The sequence below is a fragment of the Pseudomonas sp. 2822-17 genome (genome assembly GCF_002742485.1).
GTDB lineage: Bacteria > Pseudomonadota > Gammaproteobacteria > Pseudomonadales > Pseudomonadaceae > Aquipseudomonas > Aquipseudomonas cyclaminis.
The window spans coordinates 1-24,803 of record NZ_LJRZ01000379.1 but is presented as its reverse complement, the minus strand read 5'-3'; the positions used below and the strand labels follow the sequence as shown (position 1 = coordinate 24,803).

25 protein-coding genes are annotated in these 24,803 nt (G+C 61.8%); 15 read left to right on the top strand and 10 right to left on the bottom strand.

Features of this window, described 5'->3' with window-relative positions; translation table 11 throughout:
- The first annotated feature begins 5 nt into the window (after window positions 1-5).
- The 6 genes from hpaE to hpaI all read left to right on the top strand — a co-directional run bounded on the left by hpaE (window position 6) and on the right by hpaI (window position 5,829).
- Complete coding sequence (gene hpaE / locus AOA60_RS11285) at window positions 6-1,466, top strand: 5-carboxymethyl-2-hydroxymuconate semialdehyde dehydrogenase (protein WP_099584504.1); 1,461 nt, start codon at window positions 6-8, stop codon at window positions 1,464-1,466.
- 76 nt (window positions 1,467-1,542) lie between these two features.
- Window positions 1,543-2,400, top strand: coding sequence for a 3,4-dihydroxyphenylacetate 2,3-dioxygenase (gene hpaD, locus AOA60_RS11280; protein WP_099584503.1), 858 nt, complete (start codon window positions 1,543-1,545; stop codon window positions 2,398-2,400).
- A gap of 45 nt (window positions 2,401-2,445) precedes the next feature.
- Entirely contained in the window at window positions 2,446-2,838 is a 393-nt protein-coding gene (locus tag AOA60_RS11275; RefSeq protein WP_099584502.1) for a 5-carboxymethyl-2-hydroxymuconate Delta-isomerase, read from the top strand.
- Between the two features lie 52 nt (window positions 2,839-2,890).
- Window positions 2,891-4,195 carry an MFS transporter gene (locus AOA60_RS11270; protein ID WP_099584501.1) on the top strand — a complete coding sequence of 435 codons (1,305 nt, stop codon included), beginning with the start codon at window positions 2,891-2,893 and terminating at the stop codon, window positions 4,193-4,195.
- A 12-nt stretch (window positions 4,196-4,207) separates the two neighbouring features.
- Entirely contained in the window at window positions 4,208-5,011 is an 804-nt protein-coding gene (gene hpaH / locus AOA60_RS11265) for a 2-oxo-hept-4-ene-1,7-dioate hydratase (protein ID WP_099584500.1), read from the top strand.
- A gap of 14 nt (window positions 5,012-5,025) precedes the next feature.
- Window positions 5,026-5,829 carry a 4-hydroxy-2-oxoheptanedioate aldolase gene (hpaI, locus tag AOA60_RS11260; RefSeq protein ID WP_099584499.1) on the top strand — a complete coding sequence of 268 codons (804 nt, stop codon included), beginning with the start codon at window positions 5,026-5,028 and terminating at the stop codon, window positions 5,827-5,829.
- Between the two features lie 87 nt (window positions 5,830-5,916).
- Here the strand turns inward: hpaI and hpaR are convergent, their stop codons facing one another.
- Entirely contained in the window at window positions 5,917-6,339 is a 423-nt protein-coding gene (gene hpaR, locus AOA60_RS11255) for a homoprotocatechuate degradation operon regulator HpaR (protein ID WP_099584498.1), read from the bottom strand.
- Window positions 6,340-6,577: 238 nt separating this feature from the next.
- On the opposite strand from hpaR, the gene AOA60_RS11250 reads away from it, so the two are divergent.
- The 6 genes from AOA60_RS11250 to AOA60_RS11225 all read left to right on the top strand — a co-directional run bounded on the left by AOA60_RS11250 (window position 6,578) and on the right by AOA60_RS11225 (window position 11,451).
- Window positions 6,578-7,876 carry an FAD-binding oxidoreductase gene (locus AOA60_RS11250; protein WP_099584497.1) on the top strand — a complete coding sequence of 433 codons (1,299 nt, stop codon included), beginning with the start codon at window positions 6,578-6,580 and terminating at the stop codon, window positions 7,874-7,876.
- Window positions 7,877-7,907: 31 nt separating this feature from the next.
- Window positions 7,908-8,273 carry a cupin domain-containing protein gene (locus tag AOA60_RS11245; protein WP_099584496.1) on the top strand — a complete coding sequence of 122 codons (366 nt, stop codon included), beginning with the start codon at window positions 7,908-7,910 and terminating at the stop codon, window positions 8,271-8,273.
- Between the two features lie 56 nt (window positions 8,274-8,329).
- The gene (locus tag AOA60_RS11240) at window positions 8,330-8,989 is read left to right on the top strand and encodes a LuxR C-terminal-related transcriptional regulator (RefSeq protein ID WP_099584495.1); all 660 of its coding nucleotides are present in this window, start codon (window positions 8,330-8,332) and stop codon (window positions 8,987-8,989) included.
- An 84-nt stretch (window positions 8,990-9,073) separates the two neighbouring features.
- The gene (locus AOA60_RS11235) at window positions 9,074-9,895 is read left to right on the top strand and encodes a molybdenum cofactor biosynthesis F family protein (RefSeq protein ID WP_099584494.1); all 822 of its coding nucleotides are present in this window, start codon (window positions 9,074-9,076) and stop codon (window positions 9,893-9,895) included.
- The gene (locus tag AOA60_RS11230) at window positions 9,888-10,688 is read left to right on the top strand and encodes an SDR family NAD(P)-dependent oxidoreductase (RefSeq protein WP_099584493.1); all 801 of its coding nucleotides are present in this window, start codon (window positions 9,888-9,890) and stop codon (window positions 10,686-10,688) included. The genes AOA60_RS11235 and AOA60_RS11230 overlap by 8 nt, the downstream gene beginning before the upstream one ends.
- A complete protein-coding gene (locus AOA60_RS11225) occupies window positions 10,681-11,451 on the top strand; it encodes an SDR family oxidoreductase (RefSeq protein WP_099584492.1) in 771 nt (256 codons plus the stop codon). The genes AOA60_RS11230 and AOA60_RS11225 overlap by 8 nt, the downstream gene beginning before the upstream one ends.
- A gap of 50 nt (window positions 11,452-11,501) precedes the next feature.
- Here AOA60_RS11225 and AOA60_RS11220 read toward each other — a convergent pair whose 3' ends face one another.
- The 7 genes from AOA60_RS11220 to AOA60_RS11190 form a co-directional block, all read right to left on the bottom strand.
- Window positions 11,502-12,119, bottom strand: coding sequence for a TetR/AcrR family transcriptional regulator (locus AOA60_RS11220; RefSeq protein ID WP_099584491.1), 618 nt, complete (start codon window positions 12,117-12,119; stop codon window positions 11,502-11,504).
- A 15-nt stretch (window positions 12,120-12,134) separates the two neighbouring features.
- Window positions 12,135-13,097 carry a transcriptional regulator FeaR gene (gene feaR, locus AOA60_RS11215; protein WP_099584490.1) on the bottom strand — a complete coding sequence of 321 codons (963 nt, stop codon included), beginning with the start codon at window positions 13,095-13,097 and terminating at the stop codon, window positions 12,135-12,137.
- Window positions 13,098-13,215: 118 nt separating this feature from the next.
- On the bottom strand, window positions 13,216-13,800 hold the full coding sequence (locus AOA60_RS11210; RefSeq protein ID WP_099584489.1) for a DUF3156 family protein: 585 nt from the start codon (window positions 13,798-13,800) through the stop codon (window positions 13,216-13,218).
- Entirely contained in the window at window positions 13,781-15,280 is a 1,500-nt protein-coding gene (locus AOA60_RS11205) for an APC family permease (protein ID WP_099584488.1), read from the bottom strand. The genes AOA60_RS11210 and AOA60_RS11205 overlap by 20 nt, the downstream gene beginning before the upstream one ends.
- Window positions 15,281-15,521: 241 nt before the next feature.
- Entirely contained in the window at window positions 15,522-16,424 is a 903-nt protein-coding gene (locus AOA60_RS34160; protein WP_099584487.1) for a methyl-accepting chemotaxis protein, read from the bottom strand.
- Between the two features lie 179 nt (window positions 16,425-16,603).
- Window positions 16,604-17,536 carry a p-hydroxyphenylacetate 3-hydroxylase reductase component gene (locus tag AOA60_RS11195; protein ID WP_099584486.1) on the bottom strand — a complete coding sequence of 311 codons (933 nt, stop codon included), beginning with the start codon at window positions 17,534-17,536 and terminating at the stop codon, window positions 16,604-16,606.
- A gap of 56 nt (window positions 17,537-17,592) precedes the next feature.
- A complete protein-coding gene (locus AOA60_RS11190; RefSeq protein WP_099584485.1) occupies window positions 17,593-18,762 on the bottom strand; it encodes a p-hydroxyphenylacetate 3-hydroxylase oxygenase component in 1,170 nt (389 codons plus the stop codon).
- 236 nt (window positions 18,763-18,998) lie between these two features.
- Between AOA60_RS11190 and AOA60_RS11185 the strand changes: the two genes are divergently transcribed.
- The 3 genes from AOA60_RS11185 to AOA60_RS11175 all read left to right on the top strand — a co-directional run bounded on the left by AOA60_RS11185 (window position 18,999) and on the right by AOA60_RS11175 (window position 22,969).
- Window positions 18,999-20,486 carry an aldehyde dehydrogenase family protein gene (locus AOA60_RS11185; RefSeq protein WP_099584484.1) on the top strand — a complete coding sequence of 496 codons (1,488 nt, stop codon included), beginning with the start codon at window positions 18,999-19,001 and terminating at the stop codon, window positions 20,484-20,486.
- 238 nt (window positions 20,487-20,724) lie between these two features.
- Window positions 20,725-21,588 (top strand): sensor domain-containing diguanylate cyclase, encoded by an 864-nt coding sequence (locus AOA60_RS11180; RefSeq protein WP_099584594.1) that lies wholly within the window; start codon window positions 20,725-20,727, stop codon window positions 21,586-21,588.
- A 238-nt stretch (window positions 21,589-21,826) separates the two neighbouring features.
- On the top strand, window positions 21,827-22,969 hold the full coding sequence (locus AOA60_RS11175; RefSeq protein WP_099584483.1) for a polysaccharide lyase family 1 protein: 1,143 nt from the start codon (window positions 21,827-21,829) through the stop codon (window positions 22,967-22,969).
- Between the two features lie 62 nt (window positions 22,970-23,031).
- Here the strand turns inward: AOA60_RS11175 and gspF are convergent, their stop codons facing one another.
- Window positions 23,032-24,237 carry a type II secretion system inner membrane protein GspF gene (gene gspF, locus AOA60_RS11170; RefSeq protein WP_099584482.1) on the bottom strand — a complete coding sequence of 402 codons (1,206 nt, stop codon included), beginning with the start codon at window positions 24,235-24,237 and terminating at the stop codon, window positions 23,032-23,034.
- Window positions 24,237-24,803, bottom strand: a 567-nt coding sequence (locus AOA60_RS11165) for an ATPase, T2SS/T4P/T4SS family (RefSeq protein WP_178075351.1), incomplete at its 5' end; no start/stop codon positions are given. The genes AOA60_RS11165 and gspF, both read right to left, overlap by 1 nt.

Below are 24,803 nucleotides of genomic sequence, written 5' to 3'. Positions count from 1 at the left end.
GCAGCATGATCAAACACTGGATCAACGGCCGTGAGGTCGAAAGCAAAGACGTGTTCGTCAACTACAACCCGGCCACCGGCGACGCCATCGGTGAAGTCGCCAGCGGCGGCGCCGAAGAAGTGGCCCAGGCCGTAGCCGCCGCCAAGGAAGCCTTTCCGAAGTGGGCAGGCACGCCGGCCAAAGAACGTGCGCGCCTGATGCGCAAGCTGGGTGAACTGATCGAACAGAACGTGCCGCACCTGGCCGAGCTGGAAACCCTCGACACCGGCCTGCCAATCCACCAGACCAAAAACGTGTTGATCCCCCGCGCTTCGCACAACTTCGATTTCTTCGCCGAAGTCTGCACGCGCATGGACGGCCACAGCTACCCGGTCGACGACCAGATGCTCAACTACACCCTGTACCAACCGGTGGGTGTCTGCGCGCTGGTGTCGCCGTGGAATGTGCCGTTCATGACGGCCACCTGGAAGACCGCGCCATGCCTGGCGCTGGGCAATACCGCCGTGCTGAAAATGTCCGAACTGTCGCCATTGACCGCCAACGAACTGGGGCGCCTGGCTGTGGAAGCCGGCATTCCCAACGGCGTGCTGAACGTGATCCAGGGCTACGGCGCCACGGCCGGTGATGCGTTGGTGCGTCACCCGGATGTGCGTGCGATTTCCTTCACCGGCGGCACCGCCACCGGCAAGAAGATCATGCAGACCGCCGGCCTGAAAAAGTACTCCATGGAACTGGGCGGCAAGTCGCCGGTGCTGATCTTTGAAGACGCCGACCTGGAACGCGCACTCGACGCGGCACTGTTCACGATCTTCTCGCTCAATGGCGAACGCTGCACCGCCGGCAGCCGGATCTTTATCCAGGAAAGCGTGTACCCGCAGTTCGTCGCCGAGTTTGCCGCCCGCGCCAAACGCTTGATCGTCGGCGACCCGCAAGACCCGAAAACCCAAGTCGGCTCGATGATCACCCAAGCCCACTACGACAAGGTCACCGGCTACATCAAGATCGGCCTTGAAGAAGGCGCCACCCTCCTCGCCGGCGGCCTGGAACGCCCGGCCAACTTGCCGGCGCACTTGAGCAAAGGCCAGTTTATCCAGCCGACGGTGTTCGCTGACGTAAACAACAGCATGCGCATTGCCCAGGAAGAAATCTTCGGCCCGGTGGTGTGCCTGATTCCCTTCAAGGACGAAGCCGAAGCCCTCAAGCTGGCCAACGAAACCGAGTATGGCCTGGCGTCGTATATCTGGACCCAGGACATCGGCAAGGCGCATCGTCTGGCGTATGGCATCGAAGCCGGCATGGTGTTCATCAACAGCCAGAACGTACGCGACCTGCGCCAGCCGTTCGGTGGCGTGAAAGGCTCCGGCACCGGCCGTGAAGGCGGCCAATACAGCTTCGAGGTGTTCGCCGAGATCAAGAACGTGTGCATCTCGATGGGCAGCCATCACATTCCACGCTGGGGCGTCTGATTTAGACCGGCGAGGGAGCTTGCTCCCTCATCACCCGAAGCCCCCAAGACAAGAATAATTATTCAGGAGAATCATCATGGGCGAAGTCGTCCTGGCTGCGAAAATCTGCCACGTACCCTCGATGTATTTGTCGGAGCTGCCCGGCAAGCACCACGGCTGCCGTGAAGCGGCGATTGCCGGCCACAAGGAAATCGGGCGCCGCGCCCGCGAACTGGGCGCCGATACCGCCGTGGTGTTCGATGTGCACTGGCTGGTCAATAGCGCCTATCACGTCAACAGCGGCGAGCACTTCAAGGGCACCTACACCAGCAACGAGCTGCCGCACTTCATCAAAAACATGGACTACGAATACCCAGGCTGCCCGGAGCTGGGCGAACTGATCGCCGCCGAAGCCAACGCCGCCGACGTGCGCACCCTGGCCCACAACATCCCCAGCCTGGAGCTGGAATACGGCACGCTGGTGCCGATGCGCTACATGCACATGGGCGTGCCTGAAGATCAGAAACTCAATGTCGTGTCGATCGCCGCCTGGTGCGCCTGGCATCGCCTGCAAGACAGCTTCACCTTTGGCGCCGCCGTGCGCCGGGCCATCGAAAAGAGCGACCGCAAAGTCGTGGTGCTGGCCTCGGGTTCGCTGTCGCACCGGTTCTCCGACGACCGCAATGCCGAAGCCAATATCCATAACTGGACGCGGGAATTCGACAAACAGGTCGACCTGCATGTGGTGGAACTCTGGCGCCAGGGCCGCTGGAAAGAGTTCTGCGCCATGCTGCCGGACTATGCCGAACACTGCTTTGGCGAAGGCAAGATGCACGACACCGCAATGCTCCTCGGGCTGCTTGGCGGGCCGGATTATGACAAGCCTGCCGAGATCATCACCGCGCCGTTTGGCAGCTCGGGCACCGGGCAGATCAACGCTGTTTTCCCTGTTTGACCGTATGGCCGCACGGTGTCGCCGTGTGGCCTGAAGGAGCCATTCATGCCCCATTTCATCGCTGAATACACCGACAACATCGAACAGCAGGCGGACTTGCCCGGCCTGTTTGAAAAAGTCCACGCCACCCTGGGCGACAGCGGCGTATTCCCGCTGGGCGGCATCCGCAGCCGTGGCGTGCGTCTGGACACCTGGCGCATGGCCGATGGCAAGCACGACTACGCCTTCGTGCACATGACTCTCAAGGTCGGCCACGGTCGCGACCTGGCAACCCGGCAGAAGGTCGCCGAACAGCTCTTCGAGGTGATCACCGGGCACTTTGCCGCGCTTCAGGCCCAACGCCTGCTGGCCTTGTCGTTTGAAATGATCGAACTGCACGAGCAGCTCAACTTCAAGCAGAACAACGTGCACGCCTTCCTCAAGGCGCAGGTGGGCTAGCACGCCCCGCCTGCTCACGCCATCGGCCTTCTCAGACAAAAAGTATAAAACCATGAGCACAGCCAATACCGCCGACAGCCTCGGCAGCGTCGCCCGCGACCGCACCCACGGCACCATCACCTGGCGGCTGATGCCGCTGTTGCTGATCTGCTACCTCTTCGCCCACCTCGACCGCATCAATATCGGCTTTGCCAAGATGCAAATGAGCGCCGACCTGAATTTCAGCGACACGGTCTACGGCTTCGGCGCCGGTCTGTTTTTCGTCGCCTACGCGCTGTTCGGCGTGCCGAGCAACATGGCCTTGGACCGTGTCGGCCCGAGGCGCTGGATCGCCACACTGATGGTGGTGTGGGGCGCATTGTCGACCTGCATGTTCATGGTCGACAGCGCCACGGGCTTCTATGTGCTGCGCTTCTTGCTCGGGGTGGCCGAGGCGGGTTTCTTCCCTGGCATTCTGGTGTTCTTGAACCGCTGGTATCCCGCCGGTCGACGTGCGCAAGTCACCGCGCTGTTTGCGATTGCCGTGCCCATGGCCGGGGTGATTGGCGGGCCGCTGTCGGGCGGCATCCTTGAGCATTTTCATGACCTGGGCGGCGTGCGCGGCTGGCAGTGGATGTTTGTCATCGAGGGCGCGCCGGTCATCCTGCTCGGGCTGGTGGTACTCAAGTGCCTGCCGGACAGTTTCGAAACCGTCACCTGGCTGACGCCTGGGCAAAAACAACAATTGCGCGAGCAACTGCACACCGAGGAACAGCGCAAATCCATCACCTCGTTTTCCGCGATTCTGCGCAACCCGCAAGTGTGGCTGCTGGTGGCGGTGTATTTCGCGGTGATGTTGGCGGTCAACACCCTGGCGTTCTGGATGCCGACGCTGATCCACGGCGCCGGCGTCGGCAGCGACGGCAAGGTCGGGCTGCTCAGCGCGGTGCCCTACCTGGCGGGCTGCTTTTTCATGATCGGTTGCGGGCGTTCGTCGGATCGCCAGCGTGAACGCCGCTGGCACCTGTGCGTGCCCTTGCTGATGGCGGCCGCCGGCATTGCCATCGCCGGGCTCGCCCCCGCCAATCCGGTCCTGGTGCTGGGCGGCCTGATCCTCGCCGGCATGGGCGCCAGCGCGGCGTTGCCGATGTTCTGGCAGTTGCCGCCGGCGTTCCTGTCCAACACCACCCAGGCCGCCGGCATTGCCTTGATCAGCTCCTTCGGCAGCATCGCGTCCTTTTTCGCGCCCTACCTGATCGGCTGGATGCGCGACACCACCCACAGCGCCAGCCTGGCCCTTTACGCCCTGGCGCTGCTGATTGCACTCGGTGGTTTGCTGGTGCTGCGCACCCAGGCCGCCATCGTCAACCCTCACTGAGAGACCCTTGTCATGCTTGATCAACAGCTTATCCAGCTAGCCGCCGCCCGCCTCGACCAGGCCGAACGGACACGGGAGCAGGTGCGCCAGTTTTCCCTGGAGCACCCGGCGATTACCCTCGAAGACGCCTACGCGATCCAGCGCGCCTGGGTCGCCCAGAAGATCAAGGACGGGCGCAAGCTGGTCGGCCACAAGATCGGCCTGACTTCCCGCGCCATGCAGGTGTCATCCAACATCACCGAGCCGGATTACGGCGCGCTACTCGATGACATGTTCTTCGATGAGGGCACCGATATTCCCTTCGAGCGTTTTATCGTGCCGCGGGTCGAAGTGGAATTGGCGTTCATCCTGGGCAAACCGCTCAAAGGGCCGAACGTGACGGTGTTTGATGTACTGGACGCCACCGAGTGGGTGATCCCGGCGCTGGAAATCATCGACGCCCGCATCCAGCAGATCGACCCGCATACCAATGCCACGCGCAAGGTGTTCGACACCATCTCCGACAACGCCGCCAACGCTGGCGTGGTCATGGGCGGACGCGCCGTGCGCCCCACCGAAATCGACCTGCGCAAAGTGCCCGCAGTGCTCTACCGCAATGGCGTGATCGAAGAGTCCGGCGTGTCGGCCGCTGTGCTCAATCACCCCGCCAAAGGCGTGGCCTGGCTCGCCAATAAACTCGCCGCCTATGACGTGACCCTGCAACCTGGGCAAATCATCCTCGGCGGCTCCTTCACCCGGCCGGTGGCGGCCAACCCTGGCGATACCTTCCATGTCGACTACGACATGCTGGGCTCGATCGCCTGCCGTTTCGTTTAACCGGAGATTGCTCGATGGATATGCCTATCAACACCTTCAAGCAACGCCTGCACAGCGGCGAACCGCAGATTGGCCTGTGGCTGGGATTGTCCGATGCCTACTGCGCGGAACTGGCCGCCAACGCCGGCTTCGACTGGCTGTTGATCGACGGCGAACACGCCCCCAACGACCTGCGCGGCATGCTCGGTCAGCTCCAGGCCGTGGCACCCTACCCCAGCCATCCGGTGATTCGCCCGGTCATCGGCGACACCGCGCTGATCAAGCAAGTGCTCGACATCGGCGTACAGACGTTGCTGGTGCCGATGGTGGAAAGTGCCACGCAGGCCCGGGAACTGGTCAAAGCGATCCACTACCCGCCCAACGGCGTGCGCGGCGTCGGCAGCGCTCTGGCCAGGGCTTCACGCTGGAACAGCATCGCCGGTTACCTCGAAAAAGCCGACGAGCAGATGTGCCTGCTGGTGCAGATCGAAAGCCGCGAAGGCCTGGCCAACCTGGATGCGATTGCGGCGGTAGAGGGCGTGGATGGGGTGTTTATTGGCCCTGCTGACCTCAGCGCCTCAATGGGTTATCGCGGCAACCCCGGTCACCCTGAAGTGCAGGCGGCGATTGAAGATGCCATCGCGCGCATCCGCCAAGCGGGGAAAGCCGCCGGTATTCTCAGCGCCGATCAGGCATTGGCCCGGCATTACATCGAACTGGGTGCGGCGTTCGTGGCGGTGGGCGTGGACACCACGGTGCTGATGCGTGGGCTGCAAAGCCTGGCGGCGGCGTTCAAAGATGCACCGGCGCCCGCAAGCACCGCCGGTGCTATCTATTGACGATGCGAAGGTCACCGAGGCCTTAGAGCCGAATATCAGTCCAAATGTGGGAGGGGCTTGCCCCCTCCCACATAGGGAGATCGGTTATCAGCGCTTCAGGGTTTTGAGCTCATTGAGCAACGTCAGCAGCGTCTGCAACTTCTCCTCGCCGAACCCGGCCTGCAAACGCTGATAATTGGCCTCCATACATTGGCTCATCGAAGCGAAACAGGCCTGCCCCTTCTCGGCCAACCGCACCAGCACCCGCCGCTGATCCTGCTGCGCTTTGCGCCGCTCAACCATCCCTGCCGCCTCCATGCGCACCAGCACACCCGTCATGCTTGGTTTGAGGATGCACGCCAGCTCTGCCAGGCGATTGATCTCCAGCTCATCGTGCTGGCTCAGGATGCGAATGACCCGCCATTGCTGCTCGGTCAACCCGTGCTGGTTAAGGGACGGACGAAAAAAACCCATGGCGGCTTCACGCGCATGGAGCAAAGTAAGGGTCAAGGATTGGCGCGGTTTGGGCATGGGCACTGGCGTCGCAATTAGTTAACAGATTAACAACATTCTAGCATTGGCCATCAGTCGCCGTGTGCAGCTTTACCGCCGTGCGGGATCCATGGGTGACATTGGCAGCCACGGTCAAGACCGGCGGCACACAGAATCAAGACACCTACCGCTCGGAAGGCAGTTAATACACCCCAACAGGCACAGAGCTGTTTATCGGCTCTGCAGTGAGTTTCCCTTCACTTTTCCAGGCTGCGCCATGATCAATATCGAAACGCCGACCTACTACTCGGCAACCAAGAAATACAACCTCAGCTTCCCGACCCTTGAACAGGACGTGGAAGCCGACGTGGTAGTGATTGGTGGCGGTTTCTCCGGCATCAACACCGCCCTGGAACTTGCTGAAAAAGGCATCACCAACATTGTGGTGCTCGAAGCGCGCTACCTGGGCTTTGGCGGCACGGGCCGCAACGGCGGGCAGATCATGGCGGGGATCGGCCATGACCTGGAAAAGATCAAGCAACAAGTGGGCGACGAAGGCCTGCGCCAGATCTTTGAAATCAGCGAGCTGGGCGCCGGCATCATCAAGGACCGCATCGCCAAATACGCGATCGACGCCGACTTCTGCCACGGCTACGGCTACATGGGCTTCAACGCCCGCCAGGAAAAAACCCTGCGCGCCTGGGAGAAAGACTTCAAGTCGATCAATACCCAGGATGAAATCCGCTTTCTGGGCGGCTCCGAGGTCAAGCAGATCATAGGTTCCGACGCCTATACCAGTGCGTTGCTGCACATGGGCGGCGGGCATGTGCACTCGCTCAACCTGCTGCTGGGCGAAGCCAAGGCGCTGGCCGGCCATGGCGTGCGCATCTATGAGCACAGCCCGGCGCTGGAAGTGAGTTATGGCGAGCGCATCACCGTGCGCACCGGGCGCGGCTCGGTCAAGGCGTCCAAATTGCTGTGGGCCTGTGACAGTTTCCTCAACAAACTCGAACCCGAGCTGCACAAGACCACCGTCAACACCTACGCCTTCCAGTTGATGACCGAACCGCTGTCGGACGAGATGATCCAGCGCATCAGCCCGATACGCGGCGCCTACAGCGACATTCGCCCGGTGATCGACTACTACCGCGTCACCAACGAAAACCGCCTGCTGTTCGGCGCCGCCACGCCGTTTGTCGAGCACATCCCGCTGGACCTCAAGGCCTGGAACCGTAACCTGATGCTGAAGATTTTCCCGTACCTCAAGGACGTGAAGATCGACCTGGCCTGGGGCGGCCCGATGGCGACCGGAGCCAACCTGTTTCCGCAGATCGGCACCCTCAGCGGCCGCCCGAATGCCTTTTACGTGCAGGGTTACGCCGGCTTTGGCGTCACGCCCAGCCACATCATCTGCAAGGTCCTGGCCGAAGGCATGAGCGAAGGCTCATCGCGCTACGACCTCATCAGTTCGGTCAAGCATGCGCAGATCCTCGGCAAGGACCATATCCGCCCACTGCTGCTGACCGCCGGCAAAAGCCTTCATCAACTGTCGGGTTACTTCAACGGTCGTCGTTGATGCCCACCGTTTCATTCTCAGGAGAACTGCCATGCCCATTACCACGCTCAAGAAAGACATCCAATTATCCGACCTCGATGCCTGGGGCACTGTTGCCGACCTCGGTTCCGAAATCCTTGAAGGCGAAGTCAACGCCTTCGGCAAAATGACCTTTGGCGCACCGACCGACCCGGTCAGCAGTGCCTATTTCGGCACCACCCAAGGCAAGTTCCGCATGGTCTACCCATTCGCGGAACAGGCCACCGTGGTCACCGGCGAAGTGGTGTTGACCGATGAAGGCACCGGCCAGAGCACCCGCTACAAGGCCGGCGACAGCTGGTTCGTGACCAAGGGCACGGCGGTGCTGTGGGAGGTTGTGAGCGAGAGTTTTGTGAAGCATTATTTCGCAGTTGTCTGATGGTTCTGGCTGCCGGCTTCGGTCGGCAGCGTTTTCTCCGGCGCAGGTGACCGACCATGCACGCCATCCCCGCTCAGGAAGTCGCCGGCCATTGCCTGCAGGCGTTCACCCAGCTCGTGCCCGCCAGCCAGGCGGCGTTCTATTGTGTCGACCGTCAGCTCCAAGCCCGCGACTTCCGGCTGCACGGCATGAGTGGCGAGATGCACCGCGACTACCTGGACAACTACCGACAGTTCGACCCGTTGCAACCGCGCAATTGCCTGTCCACCGGGCTGGCCGTGGTCCCGCTGGGTCTGGCCATGGCCCGGCAACCCCTGCGTGACAGCCGCCGCTATCGGGACTTTCTGGCGCGTTACGGAGTGGTCGACGTGGTGGAAATTGTCGCCCATCGCGCCGACCAGCCTCAGGCCGCCATCTCGTTACTGCGCACCGCCGCACAAGGCGCCTTTACCCCCGACCAATTGGCGCAACTCAATGCCTTGCAGGCCTTGCTGCAAATGGCGGTGGCCAACATGCAGCCCTGTGACGATGCATTGGCTGCCTTCACCCCCAAAGAACGCCAGATCGCGTGGTTGTTGCGGCAAGGCGCAAGCAACAAGCAACTGGCGCTGGAGCTGGACATCGGCCTGCCCACCATCAAGACCCACCTGATCCATCTGTTCCGCAAGGCGGGCGTGAGCAACCGCACCGAACTGGTGACGGCACTGTTTCTGTAGCGGGCTCAACCATTCGGTTGATAGGCGGGCGCGCGGCTCCAGCCCATGCTCCGGGTTGTCCATCCAACCCACCGGAGCCATGCTATGACCACCCCATCCGACTGGATCACCGTAGGCGCGCTCGCCGACGGTTTCGCGCCTGACGCGTTCATCCTGCCCAACCTCGCCGACCTCAACGGCAAGACCTTCACCCTGCACTTCGCCAATGGCTGGCAGATCGAGCACCGCTTCGAGACCGAAGCGCTGCACTGGCATGCCGCCGATGGACATTCCAGCGGTTCGGCGGCCTACCGCGCCACGTCGGTGCGGCCGGGGCTGTACCTGGTCGACTTCATCAAGCACGAAGCCGGCCAGGCGTGGTCGATCAGCCTGGTGCTGGACACCGCCACAGCGTCGTTCACCGCCGTGATCGGCCGCATGCCGCGCCGCGAGCAGACTGAAGAAGGCCTCTACAGCCGCGCCCTGGCCGGCAAGGCATTGACCTCGGTTGAGGTGGACTTCCTGCACGGCAGCCTGGATCAACCCTGGCAGCCCGGGATGTGCCCTCACGCGCCAACCCAGGAACTGACCGGTTTGCGCAATCTGTATCGCTACAGCCCCAGCGAAGTGTACGAGCACATCTACTTGAACGATCAGTTCTACGCCTGGCAATGCATCAAGGGCGTTGAGCAAGGCCTGTGCGATACCGACCGCTGCCACTACTACAAAATCGCCGAGGAGCTGTACCTGTTTGTCTGGCGCGAAAAAATCATCCCGACCCTGGGCCTGGTCTTGATCGACCTGCAACAGCACCGCAGCGACGGCAAGATCTTCGGTTATGCCGATGCGTCCTTCGCTGAGCTGTCGAACTTTCCGGTCAGTTCCTATTGCCAGGTGCTCAACCGCACGGAGTATCCCGATGCCTGACCCACGCACCGTCGTCATCACCGGCGCAGGCACCGGCATCGGCGCCGCCTGCGCCCGGTTGTACGCCGCCGAGGGGGCCAACCTGGTCCTGATCGGCCGGCGCCGCGAGCCGTTGGAACAGGTGGCCGGGGAAACCGGTGGCCTGGTCCTGGTCGGCGATGCGGCCTGCCCCGATACCTGGGAAGGGTTTATCGCGCACATTCGCACGCGCTATGGCCGACTCGACGTGCTGCTGGCGTGTGCCGGTGGGCACGGCGTCGGCAGCGCCAGTCAAACCAGCCCGTCCACCTGGGAAGCCGCCTTGCGCAGCAACCTGGACAGCGCGTTCTACAGCGCCCGCGCCTGCCTGCCGCTGCTGATCGAAAACGCCGGCAATATCGTGCTGCTCGGCTCCATCGCCGCCCTGGCCGCCGGGCCTGAAGTCTGCGGCTACACCACCGCCAAGCATGCGCTGCTCGGGCTTAACCGCTCGTTGGCACGGGACTATGGGCCGCGTGGAGTCAGGGTGAACGCAGTGTGCCCAGGCTGGGTGACCACGCCGATGGCCGATCAGGAGATGCAGCCGTTGATGGACTTTTACGGTGACACCTTGCCGCAAGCCTATGCCCGCGTCTGCGCCGACGTGCCGTTGCGCCGCCCCGCCAGCGCTGACGAAATCGCCAAGGTGTGCCGCTTCCTCGCCAGCCCCGATGCCTCGATCATCACCGGCGCAAGCGTGGTCGCGGACGGCGGTTCGAGCATCGTCGACGTACCGACGCTGGCCTATGCCCATCTGGAGACCGCCCATGGCTGAAGACTTGAATTTCAGCGGCAAAACCGTGCTGGTCACCGGCGGCGCCCAAGGCATCGGCCAGGCTATCGTCGAGGCATTCGCATGGCGCGGCGCGCGCGTGATGATCGCCGACCTGCGCCTGGCGCAAGCCCAGGCACTGGCCGAAGACTTGTGCGTGCGGGGCTGCCGGGTCGAAGCCATGGCACTTGATCTGGCGAATACCACCGCCGTGTTCGACGCCGTCAAGGCCATAGACCAGGACTGGGGCCGCCTGGATATCCTGGTGCACAACGCCGGCTACTTCCCCTTGACCCCCTTCGCCCAGATCACCCCCGCCGTGCTGGAACGCACACTTGCGGTCAACCTCTCGGCGCTGTTCTGGCTGACCCAGGCCGCCTTGCCGATGTTCCAGCGTCAAGGCGGCGGCTGCGTGCTGGTCACCTCATCGGTCACCGGGCCGCGGGTGGCCTATCCGGGCCTCAGTCACTACGCGGCGTCAAAGGCCGGGGTCAACGGGTTTATCCGCAGCGCGGCGCTGGAACTGGCCGGCGATGGGGTACGAGTCAACGGCGTGGAACCTGGGATGATTGCCACACCGGCCATGGGCAACCTGGGCGATGGCCAAGTCAACGCCGACATCGCCAGCCGCGTGCCACTCGGAAGTCTCGGCGCGCCGGAGGATATTGCCGGGGCAATGCTGTTCCTGGCATCCGACCTGGCGGCTTACATCACCGGGCAGACTATTGTGGTAGATGGCGGGTCGACGTTGCCTGAGGTGAAATAACCGCTGCCGGAGCAACTACGGGAGGGGGCTTGCTCCCTCCTACATTTTGATCAGGGTGTGTTCGTGGAATAACGCCCGGCCCTTTCCAGCATTGACAGTGAATCACCGAACACCCGCGACAACGCCGCCAACCGCTTTACGTAACCCTGTGGCGTCGAATAGATCAACTCCACATGCAAGCTGTCGACGATGCCCAGGTAGGCATCGCAAAACACCTGCAGCGCCTCGGGCTCTACCCTGCTGTACCGACCTCGTGCTGCACGCTGGAAGTCTTCACGGATGCAGCCCAGATACCCCTCGAATCCTGCGGTAATCACACCGCGAATCTGCGCTGGCGGAAAGTACGCCGTGCGCAGCAGAAAGCGCAGGTGCGCCGAGCCTTCATAGCGGCCAATCAAGCGCTCAAGGTGCAAGTGCCCTGGCATCCCCGTGCCCCCGGACTCGTCCTGGAAGCACCCCGCGATGTAGTGATGTTCGTGGTCCAGGGCAATCTGAAAGACCGTCTGAAACAGCGCATCCTTGCTCACAAAATGCGCGTACAGCGACGCCTTGCGCATGCCCGCACCGGTCGCGATGTCGTTCAGCGACGAGGCGTCGTATCCATGATCGGCAAAGTGGTCGACCGCCACCGCACAAATCTTACTGGCCGACAGGCTGAGCGCTTTCATTGATCGACCGATAACCTATGCTGCGCCGACCGCTTGTTGCAGGTGGGTCGACCGAAAGTCCTTGGGCGACAGCTCGAATTGCTTCTTGAACGAGCGGCTGAAGTGCGCCGAATCGGTGAAGCCCCACTTATAGGCAATCGAGGTGATCGACTCGCTCTTGAGGAATGGGTTGGTCAAGTCATCCGCGCTGCGCTTGAGCCGCGCCCGCTGGATGTAGCGGCAAACGCTGTCGTCCTGCTCTTCAAACAGGCGGTACAAGTGTCGCACCGAGATGTTCAGCCGATTGGCCAGGCCCACGGGGCTCAAGCCCGGTTGAGTCAAGGACTCATCGATGACTTTCTGCACATAGATGCGCAGGTTGCTGCCTTGCAATGAAGCGGCGCTGTCACCCTGGGTGTTATCCACGTCAAACGCCGAACCCAGTAACGACACAAACGCCGCCTGCAGTGCCTGGGCCTCTTCCATCGAATCCTGCCCCTGCAGCCCTTCCCGGCACAGTTGGTCCATCAGCACATGGAGCATCCGTCCACAGGCCTTGCTCGATGAGATCTTGCCGAAGGTTTTCGAGGCGTTGCCCAGTTGCTTGCAGACTTCGTTGCGCGAGAGGGACAGCGACGCGTGTTCGATCAGGCCAAACGGGCTGATCTCGATTGAGCCGGTGGAATCCATCAGCAGCATGTCACCTGGCGCCAACTGGATAACCTCGTCGTTCTGGGTGATCTGGCAATAGCCGCTGCGCTGGCTGACGAGGAAGCAATGCTGGTCGTTGTCGTGATCGGGGTTGGCCCGTACGCGCTTGATCAGGCCGGCATTGGTACGCAGGGAAGCCAGTGACAGGCAGCCCCGTGAGAGCGTCGAGACCTCGCCGATGAACAGCGAACGGTTGAAGGCCAGTTCAGTGTCGAAATGGCCGCAGGCCGCTCGCAAATCCTGAGTCCAGGTGTCCAATCCAGGGTGCGCAGATTGATAGGTGCTCATGGCAACTCCACAGTGGCTTCTTGTTTTTGTCGGCCAATAGTTAACATGTTATCTATATAGGCGCAACAACTACGTAATGCCGTGTGTAGAAGCAGTAATGATGCCAAGTAACCAAAAATCAGAACGCGCCCAGCGCCCGCTTCAATCCCGTCAGGACATCGAACAAAGCCTCTCGCTGCGCACCGCTCAAGGCGATATAGCGACGAAACGCGGGCATGCGGTTGACCACCTCGCTGCCTCCCATGTGTTCAAGCCGTACCTGCCACTGCTGAGCGTCCAGTTCGATGCGCAGGCGCTTGAAATCCAGCACCATCAACGCGTGATGCAGTGCCTGATCCTGCGTCAACGCAACTTCAAGCCTGGGCAGCAAAGTGGGCGCGCCCGCCCGTTGCCGAAACCCCAGCCCCGTGCGCCGAATCGACCCGCGGTGGTGCAGCTCAAAGCGTGCATTGCCCTGCTCTGAGGCGGGCACCTTGATCACGAATTCAGTCATGACCAGGTGCATCAGCAACTGCGATTCAGTGCGCTCGCCAACTGCCACTTGCAGGCCGCTATCACCCAGGCCGAACACCGCGCCTGTCGGTCCCGTCGAGGTGAAACCCGCCAGGCCAAGGTTGCGGCGCAGGTACTCAAGCGTGACGCCGGGGCGGTAGCCGGCCGGGGCGCGCTGGGCACTGAACAGCTCAGACAGCTTTTGCAGCATGCTCGATATACCCGTGGTGAGGGTTGCCAGGCTCATGGGAAAACTCCTTGGCCAGCACGTCTTCTACCGACGCCGGCTTGAATGGATTGACCTTCTGCACCACCAATGTCCAGAACAGCGCATAGGTCGCGGTGATCCCGAGCATCACGCCAAACGGCACATAGATGTCGGCGGGATTCATGCCCGGTGGGGTGATGAACCACATGCCCAGCAAGATGCCGACGCTGGACAAGATCTGCGGCAACGGGAAGAACGGCGAACGATAGGCCCGTGGCAGATCAGGACGACGAATGCGCAGGATCACCACCGACAGCGTCACCAGCAGGTAAGAGAAACTCCACGCACACACCGCCGCCAGCACCAGGTGCATGATGTTGTCGGTATTGCCGCCCAGCCACAGCGCATACAGGCACGGGATCAGCATCGCCACCAGGATGCACACCAGCGGTGTCTTGAAGCGCGGGTGCAGGTAGGTGAACACCTTGGGCAATGCACCGTCCACGGCCATGCCGTAGAGAATCCGCGGCACACCGGCCATCAGCGTGTTGATAGTGGCGGCACCGGCAAACAGAAAACCGATCCCCAGCCACAGCGGCCCGACCTGCCCCATGACCTGCTCGGCAAATCGGGGGATCGCCATCGGCGTGTCGAGCAGGTGCACGCCCGAGGCGGCGTCCAGCAACACGTTTTCGACTTGGCGCTTCATCGCCGCGCCATAGATGAACATGCAGGTGGCCACGCTCAGCAAGCCCAGGATCATCGCCTTGGGCATGACCTTGGCCGAGTTGCGCAAGTCCGGGGCCAGCGGCGTGACAAACTCACAGCCGACAAACATGAACATCGCCATGCCCACCAGCGACAGAATGGTGATCAGGTCAGTGCCCACCAGCGACACGCCGAACCAGCCATCCAGTTGCACCGCCGGTGCCGCAATCAGGCCCATCACGCCAAACACCATCAGCGTGGTCCACATGCCGAAGGTCAGGATGATCTCGGCCCGGCCAAAGGCGCTGACACCGAAGGCATTGAGGATGCCGAACACCACGACGAACCCGACGCCCAGCAACCAGGAACCGCCGGCCGATTCCGCGAGGGTATTGAGGTGCTCGAAGTTCACCAGGGCCATGACGCCGGACAGAATGGTCTCGGCGGTGCCGGCGAACACATGCACGATCAAGTAGGCCGACAAGGTGCCGGTGATCGCAAAGAAACGCCCCATGCCGCAATTGATGTAGTCGTAGACCGAACCGGTGGTCGGCAGGATCGAGGCGGCTTCGGCAAAGGTGGTCGCCTGGGCCAGCATCATCACCACCGCGATCAACATCGCCACCGCAAAGGCGCTGCCGCCGATCCCGAACCCCATGGTCGCGGTAAGAATCACCGGGCTGGCCATGATCAGGCCAATGGTGCTGGCCAGCGCGGTCGGAAAGCCGACGCTGCCTCGTTTCAAATGCTGTGTGAGCCGGTCATTGATCGACATGGTGCGGATCCTCGAAAGCGGATTTCTTAGTGGATGCATCGAGCCGTACAAGGAGCCGGCGATAACGCCCTCCCCAGCCAGTCCCTGATCGAAACGGCATCGAGCCAAATCACTGTGCGCCCAGGACATACCGAGCGTCTTGCCCATGTCTGCCGCCGCTTTTGTTGCTGCCTGCCAACGCATGCGGGCTGGGCTGCCTCAAGGCGACGCTGCTGGAAAGCCTCACGGTCGTGCCCGCTTTCTAATGTTTGTGCTGATGCAACATCGTCTGAATCTGATGGGTCGCCTGGCGGGTGTTTTCCGCCAGCTTGCGTACCTCATCGGCCACCACTGAAAACCCACGGCCGACCTCACCCGCCCGTGCCGCTTCAATAGCAGCGTTCAAGGCCAACAGGTTGGTCTGGTCGGCGATGCCCTTGATCACACTCACCACGGTGGCGATCTGGCCGTAGGTTGCCTGATTGTGCTCCAGCAACTGCTGATGGGTGGTCTTGGCCGACTGTTCATCACTGATGTCGCGCACCGCGCCGATTACCCGCGTCAACTGCCGCTGGGCATCACGCACTGCCCGCCCGCGCTCGCGACACCAGATGTAGCCACGGCTCTTGTGGCGCATCCGGTATTCGAATACATACTCGCCGCTGCCATGGGACGCGAGGATTTCCCGGTCGAAGATCGCCATGATCTTGGGTAAATCATCGGGATGGGTGACGCTCACCTGAGCATCCCAACCATCGGGCAGCTCATGGGGAGCATAGCCCAGCAGCAGGCGAAACTGATTGAAAATCCGCATCTGGCTGCCGGGGTTCTGCACGTCGCCGTTGACCACGGTGATGTCCCAGCAGCCTTCAGTCATGGTGGAGAGCAGCAGCTCCCAGATCTGCGTTTCCTGTTGATGCTGATCGCAAAGCTGCCGGTATTGGTGCACCTCAGCGTCCAGTGCCCCCTCACGCTGGCGGGCCTGCTCCAGTTGTTGTCGAAGGGTTTGAAGCGCCTGTTCGCTGATTGCCTGCTGGGTAGCCTGGTCCCTGGCGGCGGCCTCGGCGAGAAGCCGTTGGTGATCTGCCTGTGCAAGCTGTTGAGCGAGCTGTTGCCTGAGAGACTCCGCGAGGTCCTGCATCGGCTTTTTTTTCTTGAAGAACATCGGTCTGTCCTTTGCGCATCGAGTCTAAACCCTGGATCTGATCGCAAACCGACAGTGATTGCTTGTACGAGCCTGCAAGGGACTTGCGCCTGGCTGCCACACACGATGTGGGAGGGGCTTGCCCCCTCCCACATTTGACCGGCTGTGTCTGCAGGACCGGTGAACTGCTCACCCGCTCATCAGCACTGGCTGATCAACTGCTTGAGCACCGTCTTGAAGGTTTCGATCTGGTCCTGGCTGAACTCGGCAAACACCTTCTCCTGCTGCTCCCGCGCAATCGCCCACAGGTCTTCGGTCTGCTCGACGCCGGCAGCGGTGAGGCGTACGCCGTGTTCATCGTCGTCCACCAGGCCCTTGCGCTTGAGGTTCGCCACCGCATCTTCAATTTCCCGCACTGGCATCGCCACTTCCCGCAACAGCTCGCTGGGGCTTAGCCGGGCATCATTCTCCAGCACCATCAGCATCCGCGCCTCGTTGGTGCGCAGGCCGGTGGACAGTTGCCGGGGCTGGTAGCTGGATTGGTAGGCGCGTACCGCCTGGGTCATCAGGTAGTACAGGTTGTGGCGCAGTCGCCCTTGGAAATGGCTGCTCGGCGGTTGGCTTTCATCACGTTTGGTCATGCGCGTATGGGGCAGGACCATGGAGTACGCGCCCTGATGGTAGAGCAGCGGCGCGCGGCCGAAATCGTCGAAGGCCACCACCTTGCCGATCATGATCCAGTGGTCGCCGCCATCCACTTGCTGGTAGTTCTCGCAGTGAAACCGCGCCGAACAATCGGCGAACACCGGTGCACCGCCCGCCCCGGGTTCGTACGCGATCTCGGCGAAACGGTCGTCCCTGGGCCGCGCAAAATTGTTCGACAGGTCAATCTGGTCTGCCGCCAGCACGTTGACCGCAAAATGGCTGGCCTGCTCGAACACCTCATGGCTGTTGGAGCGTTTGTCGAGGCTCCACAGCACCAGCGGCGGGTCGAGAGACACCGAGTTGAAACTGTTGGCGGTAACACCCACCTGGCGCCCGGTAGAGTCGGCGGCGGTGACCACGGTGACGCCCGTGGCGAAGTTGCCCAGGGCGCGGCGAAAGGCCCGTGGGTCGAAGGTCGATTCAGACATGCAAGACTCCCGGGCTGCGTCAGGCGCAGCCCTGATTGTTGTTTTCAAAAGCACCTTCAGATCATGCTTGGATCGGGCTCCAGGCCCATCAGCTCGCGGCCGAGGATCTGCGCGCAGACGTCGTAGTCGGTGTAGGCATGGGCGCCGGTCATGTGCGAATCGCGGAACAGGCGCTGCATCTCGTTGTGTTCGAACCAGGCATTGCCGCCGGCGGCTTCGAACAGGCGATCCACCGCCTGGATGCACATCTTGGTGGCATACGCCTGGTTGGTGCGCCAGAACGCCAGGGTTTCGCGATCGGGGTAGCGCTGCTGTTCACTGTGCTCGGCATGTTCGGCCCAGGTCTTTTCCAGAAACGCCCGCGCAGCGCCGACCTGGTGCGTCGACTCGGCCAGCCGCATTAACGCCGGAGTCGCCGCACCGACCGCAGCGCCGGTGTAGGCACGCACCCGCGTCCTGGTCTTTTCGCGGAACACCTCCAGCATCCGCTCGGCGACGCCCAGGCTCACCGTGGAAAAACCGCTGGCGAAATACGGACGGTAAGGCGAGTAAAACACCTTGCTGTCCGGGTACAAGCCGAAGCCTGCGGACTTGCCCTCCATCATGTCCTTGGCCTTCTGGATGCGGTGCTCCGGTACGAAGGCCTTGTCGATGATCAAGGTCTTGGTGCCGCTGCCTTTCATGCCCGCCGCAAACCAGTCGTCGCGGATCTGATAGTCGCTGCGCGGCAGTACCGCAAAGCAGTAATCCTGAGTGCCCTCGGCAGTGGGCCGACGGAACCCGACAATCGCCCATTCCGCGTGGTCGCAGCCGCTGCTCCAGCCCATCTCACCGCTGAACAACACACCGCCCTCGACCGCCTCGGTGCGACCGAACGGCGCGATACTGCTGCTGGCCGTGGCATTCGGGTCGTCGCCCCAGACTTCCTGCTGCAACCGGGCCGAAAACAGGGCCAATTGATGACTGTGGGTACACAGCAAGCTCATGGCCCAAGCCGTGCTGGCGCAGGCACCGGCGAGCAACGCAATACAGTCGGCAAACTGTGGCAGCGACAACTCCATGCCACCGAACGCCTTGGGCTGGAATGCACGGTGCAGGCCGATGCCTTTGAGCAGCGCAATGTTCTCGGCAGGCACCTTGCGGTCCTGCTCGGCCTGGAAGGCATTGGCGGCGATGGTCGGCAATACGGACTTGAGGTCTTCGAGGAGCGGGTTTGGCTTTTTCATGGATGGCCCTGCTTATTATTGGATGTCCGGGCAACCCCATGAAGCGAGGCGTGGCGCCGGATGCAGGGCCAGTATGGAGCGCGGCTTGCCGGCCGAACATGCACCTTCCAGAGTCAAGATTGTACTTTTCACAGGGCTGGCAGCCACAGACATAGCGCTCGGCAGGCACAGTCAAGCCGGGCACTCCCGTGAGGATTAACCTCGGGGCTTTCTTTGTTCGCGATCAGGAAAACCCCATGAGCGATATTTCACTGCTGCCTCAGGTCGACGCCTTCCTCGCTCGACACCACGCGCTGTTTATCGACGGTGGCTCTGTGCAAAGCCACTCCAGCCGCACGCTGGACGTGATCAACCCGGCCACCGGCCAAGTCATCGCCCAGGTCGCCGACGCCGACCCGGCCGATGTCGATGCGGCTGTAGATTCGGCCCGGCGTGGCTTCAAGCAGTGGTCCCAGGTGGCACCGGCCGTGCGCGGCAATGTGCTGCTCAAACTGGCCGACCTGCTGGAGCAACACCGCGAAGAACTGGCGCAGATCGAAACCTGCCAATCGGGCAAGATCATCCAGATTTCCCGCGCATTCGAAGTCGATCAGGCCGCGCATTTTTTGCGTTACTACGCCGGCTGGGCCACCAAGATCAGCGGCCAGACCATCACCCCGTCGCTGCCCTCCTTCGCTGGTGAACGCTACACCGCATTCACCCTGCGTGAGCCGGTCGGGGTGGTGGTCGGCATCGTGCCGTGGAATTTTTCGACCATGATCGCCATCTGGAAGCTCGCCTCGGCGCTTGTGACCGGTTGCAGCATCATCATCAAGCCCAGCGAGTTCACGCCGCTGACCATCCTGCGCATTGCCGAACTGGCGATTGACGCCGGCCTGCCTGCCGGTGTGCTGAACGTACTGACCGGTGGCGGCCTGGTGGGCAAAGCCCTGATCGAACACCCTGACACCAACAAAGTGTCATTCACCGGCTCCGTACCGACCGGAATCGCCGTGGGCCAGAGCGCCATGGGCGCCGGACTGACGCGCACCACCCTGGAACTGGGCGGAAAAAACTCGGCCGGGTTCCTGCGCGATGTGGATCTGGACAAGGCCGTCAACGGCATCATCGAGGCGGGTTTCCTGCATTCCGGGCAGATCTGCGCCGCCGCCGAGCGCTTCTTTGTGCATCGCTCGCAGATCGAAGCCGTCATGGGCACGCTGGCCCAACGCCTAAGCAGCCTGAACATCGGTTCGCCCCTGGATGAGCGCACCGAATTCGGTCCGGTCACCAACCGCCAACATCAACTCAAACTCGGTGAGTTCTTTGCCAAGGCCCGCGCCGAAAACAACACCATCATTCACGGCGGCCACCTGATCGACCGTCCGGGCTGCTACGTCGAGCCGACGATCATCCTCGCCAACACCGTCAACGACACCTTGCTCAACGAGGAGACCTTCGGCCCGATCGCCACATTCTTCCCCTACGACACCGAAGAAGAGCTGCTGGCCTTGATGAACAACACGCCCTACGGCTTGAGCGCCAGCCTCTGGACCAATGACCTGGGCAAGGCCCTGCGCATGGTGCCCGCCATCGAAGCCGGCACGGTGTGGGTAAACATGCACACCATGCTGGACCCGGCGGTGCCGTTTGGCGGCAATAAATCCTCGGGGATAGGCCGGGAGTTCGGCAGCGCATTCATTGAGGATTACACCGAGCTGAAATCGGTGATGATTCGCTACTGAACCCAACCGCGAGATTTTTCGGTTTCCTTGTGACGGCCTTTACGGTTCTGGCTATCAAACAACGCGCGCCTGGAAAAAGGCATACAAGGTGTCCCATGGGACAGAGTCAAGCATGTCTGAACCTGACTCCACCTGCCTCGACCACTGCACCGGCCATCAAAAATGTGCAGAATTGCTCGTCGCGCCCCGCCATGATCGGGCTATGATCGGCCGATATGAACCGGATGCCCGATGCCCCATGCCCGTAGACCTGCAAGCGCTGTACCCCAAACTGATCCACCTGATGCTGGATACGGTGTTTGTCGTCGACAGTGATAACCAGATTGTCTTCGTGAGCGACGCCTGCGAAGCCCTGCTCGGCTACCGTGCCGAAGAGCTGACGGGCACGCTGATCACCCGGTACATGCACCCGGAAGACCTGGCACGTACACGGGCCTCGATTGTCCGGGTCATGAATGGCAAACCCCATGTCGACTTTCGCAACCGCTATATCCGCAAGGATGGCAGTGTCGTGCACATCCTGTGGGCGGCGTTCTGGTCCCAGGAAGTCGGCGCGCGGATCGGGGTCGCACGGGACGTGACGGCGCTTACCCAGGCTGAAGAAGAATTACGCTTCCTTGCCCATCATGATCCGCTGACGGCGCTGACCAACCGGTCGCTGTTCAATGATCGACTGGACGGCGCCCTGCTCGCTGCACGGTCTCACAACAGTGCCCTGGCACTGCTGTTTCTGGACATCAATGACTTCAAGGGCATCAATGACGTGCATGGCCATGCCATGGGCGACCGGGTGCTGTGTGTGATTGCCCGCCGGTTGGAACGCTGCGTGCGCGAGAGCGACCTGGTGGCCCGGATGGGCGGGGATGAATTCACCGTGCTGTTGGCGGATGCGCCGTCGCGGGACGCGATTGGCGCAAAGGTGGCGCAGATCCTCGCGGTCATGGCCGAGCCGCTGGGCGCCGAATTTGGTGGGGTAAAGATGCCGTCCTGCAGTATCGGCGTGGCGATCTATCCGGCGGACGGAGAAGACGCCGATACCCTCCTCAGCAATGCCGACAGTGATATGTACCGGATCAAAAGACACCGGTCTGCCGCTGAGTGACAAGGGGCATTGAGGCGGCTGGGCCTTGTAAACGACCCATCGCCAACCGCACCTCGCCATTTGCGAAAGAAAACACATCATTACGCAATCAGTGGTACGACAACATTCAAATCACATGATAGTATTTCTCATGCAGCGGACGTTCGATTCGCTGCACCAGTGGCAAGGACGTCCGCTCGAGAAACGCGCATGCCTGTGCGCGTTCAACTACTCAAGTTAATCAAGGATCTGATTACTCATGACAAAACCCTCAACTTTCACTGCCTGCAAACTGGCCAGCGCTGTTGTCGGCGCCCTGCTGTTTTCCAGCGTTCCAGCCCACGCAGCGGACATTTGGCTGGATTCGGCCACGACTGGCTGGGCCACTCAGAACGGCGGGACCAAGGGTGGTTCCCGTGCAGCAGCGAATAACATCTACACGGCAAAAAACGCCGCCGAACTGAAAACCGCACTGAAGGCTTCGGTCGGCGCCAACGGCCGCATCATCAAAATCACCGGCATCATCGACATCAGCGAAGGCAAAGCTTATACGACGACTGCCGATATGAAAGTACGTGGTCGCCTGGATATTCCCGGTAAAACCACCATCGTCGGCACCACCAGCAATGCCGAAATCCGCGAGGGTTTCTTCTATGCCAAGGAAAACGACGTCATCATCCGCAACATCACCATCGAAAACCCTTGGGACCCTGAGCCGATCTGGGACAAGGACGATGGCAGCGCGGGCAACTGGAACTCCGAGTACGACGGCCTGACCATCGAAGGCGCCAACAACGTGTGGGTCGATCACGTGACCTTCACCGACGGCCGCCGCACCGATGACCAGAATGGCAGCGCCAATGGCCGTCCGAAGCAGCATCACGACGGTGCGCTGGACGTCAAGAACGGCGCCAACTACGTGACCATTTCGTATTCGGCGTTCAAGTCCCACGAGAAGAACAACCTGATCGGTTCCAGCGATTCACGCACCACCGATGACGGCAAGCTCAAGGTCACCATCCACAACACGCTGTTCGAAAACATCTCGGCCCGTGCGCCACGCGTGCGTTTCGGCCAGGTGCATCTGTACAACAACTACCACGTGGGCAGCACCAGCCATAAGGTCTACCCGTTCTCGTACGCCCATGGCGTGGGCAAGAACTCGAAGATCTTCTCCGAGCGTAACGCCTTCGAAATCACCGGCATCAGCGGTTGCGACAAGATCGCCGGCGATTACGGTGGCAGTGTCTACCGCGACAGCGGCTCGACCCTCAACGGCAGTGCCCTGAGCTGCTCATGGAGTTCGAGCATCGGCTGGACCCCGCCTTACAGCTACACCCCACTGGCTGCCGACAAGGTCGCCGCCGACGTCAAGGCCAAGGCCGGCGCCGGTAAGCTCTAAGTGACGGTGCAACATCAGTGAAAGGAAAGCCCTCGGTGACGAGGGCTTTTTTGTGCGCGCGCCTACTGCACCAATTGGTTGATCTCGATGATCGGCAACAACACCGCCAGCACGATCACCAGCACCACCGCGCCCATCACCACGATCATCAGGGGTTCAAGCAGTGCGGTCATGCCCATCGCCCGGCGCTCGATATCGCGAGACAGCGTTTGCGCTGCACGATCCAGCATCGGCGGCAGCGAGCCGGTTTTTTCGCCGCTGGCGATCAGGTGGATCAGCAGTGGCGGGAACACTTTCTCCACCGCCAGCGCCGTGGCCAGGCTGACGCCTTCACGCACTTTGGCAGTGGCTTCGTTGACACTTTGGCTCAGGCAATCGTTGGACAGGGTCTGGCGCGCAGCTTCCAACGCACGCAGCAACGGCACCCCGGCGCCGCCGAGAATCGCCAGGGTCGACGCAAACCGCGCGGTATTGAGCCCCAGCACAAAGCGCCCGATCAACGGCAGGCGCAATACCCGACGATGCCAGCGCAAACGCGCCACGGAGTTGCGCAGGTACACCCGCCAGCCCCATAACCCTGCCACCAGCGCGCTGAAACACAGCCACCCCCACCCGCGAATGAAATCACTGGCGTTGAGCATGGCCAAGGTCAATCCGGGCAAGTCCTGGCGCGCCTGGGAGAACGCACTGACCACCTGCGGCACCACGTAGCTGAGCAGGAAGATCACGATAGCAATCGACACCAGCCCGACGACCCCCGGATAGATGAACGCGGTGAGGATTTTACTGCGCAGGTTGTTACGCTCTTCGATGTAATCGGCCAGCCGCTCCATGACCTGGGCGAGGTCACCGGACTCTTCCCCGGCCGCAATCAGCGCCCGGTAAATCTCTGGAAAGTCCCGTGGCCGTGCGGCCAAGGCATCGGCCAGGCGCATGCCACCGCGCACATCGGCACGCACCGCACTCAGGGCCTGGACGATGTGCTTGCGCTCGGCCTGTTCCACCGTGGCACTCAACGCTGCCTCCAACGGCAGGCTGGCGCTGAGCAGGCTGGCCAACTGTCGGGTGGCCCAGGCCAGGTCGTTGTCGGACAGCTTGGCGCTGAACATCCCCCCGCGCCCAGGCTCACTGTTCTCAAGCTGTACTTGCAAAGCGGTCAAACCGCGCCGGTGCAACAGGCTGAATGCCTCGCGCTGGCTGTCGGCCTCCAGGTGCCCGGTCTCAACCTTGCCCGTGGCGTCGGCGGCCTCAAAACGGTAGCGGTTCATCAGGCGTCCCGTGTCACGCGAAGCACTTCTTCAGGCGCGGTCACGCCACTGCTGACCCAACGCTCGCCGTCTTCACGCATGCTGAACATGCCGGCGTTGCGCGCTGCGGCTTTAATTGCCTGTTCGCCGGCGCCCTGATGGATCAGCGTGCGAATGTCATCGTCAATGCAGAACAACTCATGAATGCCGGTGCGGCCGCTGTAACCCGTGTGATTACATGCAACACACCCCAGCGGGCGCCAGGTGCCTGGACTGGCGGAATCTTCTTCCTTGCAGTGCGGACATAGCCGGCGTACCAGGCGCTGCGCCAGAACGCCGAGCATTGACGACGCCAGCAAGAACGGCTCGACCCCCATATCGATCAAGCGATTGACCGCCGACACCGCGTCGTTGGTGTGCAAGGTGGCCAGCACCAAGTGCCCGGTAAGTGAGGCCTGCACGGCGATCTGCGCGGTTTCCAGGTCGCGGATTTCACCGATCATGATGATATCCGGGTCCTGGCGCAGGATCGCCCGCAATGCCAGCGCGAAGGTCATGTCGATCTTGGCGTTGACCTGGATCTGGCT

Bases quoted from the DNA above. Each gene is read 5' to 3' on its own strand.
- hpaD (WP_099584503.1), top strand. From the start codon at position 1,543: ATGGGCGAAGTCGTCCTGGCTGCGAAAATCTGCCACGTACCCTCGATG.
- AOA60_RS11235 (WP_099584494.1), top strand. From the start codon at position 9,074: ATGACCACCCCATCCGACTGGATCACCGTAGGCGCGCTCGCCGACGGT.
- AOA60_RS11210 (WP_099584489.1), bottom strand. From the start codon at position 13,800: ATGCTGCAAAAGCTGTCTGAGCTGTTCAGTGCCCAGCGCGCCCCGGCC.
- AOA60_RS34160 (WP_099584487.1), bottom strand. From the start codon at position 16,424: ATGTTCTTCAAGAAAAAAAAGCCGATGCAGGACCTCGCGGAGTCTCTC.
- hpaH (WP_099584500.1), top strand. From the start codon at position 4,208: ATGCTTGATCAACAGCTTATCCAGCTAGCCGCCGCCCGCCTCGACCAG.
- AOA60_RS11225 (WP_099584492.1), top strand. From the start codon at position 10,681: ATGGCTGAAGACTTGAATTTCAGCGGCAAAACCGTGCTGGTCACCGGC.
- AOA60_RS11270 (WP_099584501.1), top strand. From the start codon at position 2,891: ATGAGCACAGCCAATACCGCCGACAGCCTCGGCAGCGTCGCCCGCGAC.
- hpaI (WP_099584499.1), top strand. From the start codon at position 5,026: ATGGATATGCCTATCAACACCTTCAAGCAACGCCTGCACAGCGGCGAA.
- AOA60_RS11175 (WP_099584483.1), top strand. From the start codon at position 21,827: ATGACAAAACCCTCAACTTTCACTGCCTGCAAACTGGCCAGCGCTGTT.
- hpaE (WP_099584504.1), top strand. From the start codon at position 6: ATGATCAAACACTGGATCAACGGCCGTGAGGTCGAAAGCAAAGACGTG.
- AOA60_RS11250 (WP_099584497.1), top strand. From the start codon at position 6,578: ATGATCAATATCGAAACGCCGACCTACTACTCGGCAACCAAGAAATAC.
- AOA60_RS11230 (WP_099584493.1), top strand. From the start codon at position 9,888: ATGCCTGACCCACGCACCGTCGTCATCACCGGCGCAGGCACCGGCATC.
- AOA60_RS11275 (WP_099584502.1), top strand. From the start codon at position 2,446: ATGCCCCATTTCATCGCTGAATACACCGACAACATCGAACAGCAGGCG.
- AOA60_RS11240 (WP_099584495.1), top strand. From the start codon at position 8,330: ATGCACGCCATCCCCGCTCAGGAAGTCGCCGGCCATTGCCTGCAGGCG.
- AOA60_RS11190 (WP_099584485.1), bottom strand. From the start codon at position 18,762: ATGAAAAAGCCAAACCCGCTCCTCGAAGACCTCAAGTCCGTATTGCCG.
- hpaR (WP_099584498.1), bottom strand. From the start codon at position 6,339: ATGCCCAAACCGCGCCAATCCTTGACCCTTACTTTGCTCCATGCGCGT.
- AOA60_RS11180 (WP_099584594.1), top strand. From the start codon at position 20,725: ATGCCCGTAGACCTGCAAGCGCTGTACCCCAAACTGATCCACCTGATG.
- AOA60_RS11245 (WP_099584496.1), top strand. From the start codon at position 7,908: ATGCCCATTACCACGCTCAAGAAAGACATCCAATTATCCGACCTCGAT.
- AOA60_RS11220 (WP_099584491.1), bottom strand. From the start codon at position 12,119: ATGAAAGCGCTCAGCCTGTCGGCCAGTAAGATTTGTGCGGTGGCGGTC.
- AOA60_RS11195 (WP_099584486.1), bottom strand. From the start codon at position 17,536: ATGTCTGAATCGACCTTCGACCCACGGGCCTTTCGCCGCGCCCTGGGC.
- feaR (WP_099584490.1), bottom strand. From the start codon at position 13,097: ATGAGCACCTATCAATCTGCGCACCCTGGATTGGACACCTGGACTCAG.
- AOA60_RS11185 (WP_099584484.1), top strand. From the start codon at position 18,999: ATGAGCGATATTTCACTGCTGCCTCAGGTCGACGCCTTCCTCGCTCGA.
- gspF (WP_099584482.1), bottom strand. From the start codon at position 24,237: ATGAACCGCTACCGTTTTGAGGCCGCCGACGCCACGGGCAAGGTTGAG.
- AOA60_RS11205 (WP_099584488.1), bottom strand. From the start codon at position 15,280: ATGTCGATCAATGACCGGCTCACACAGCATTTGAAACGAGGCAGCGTC.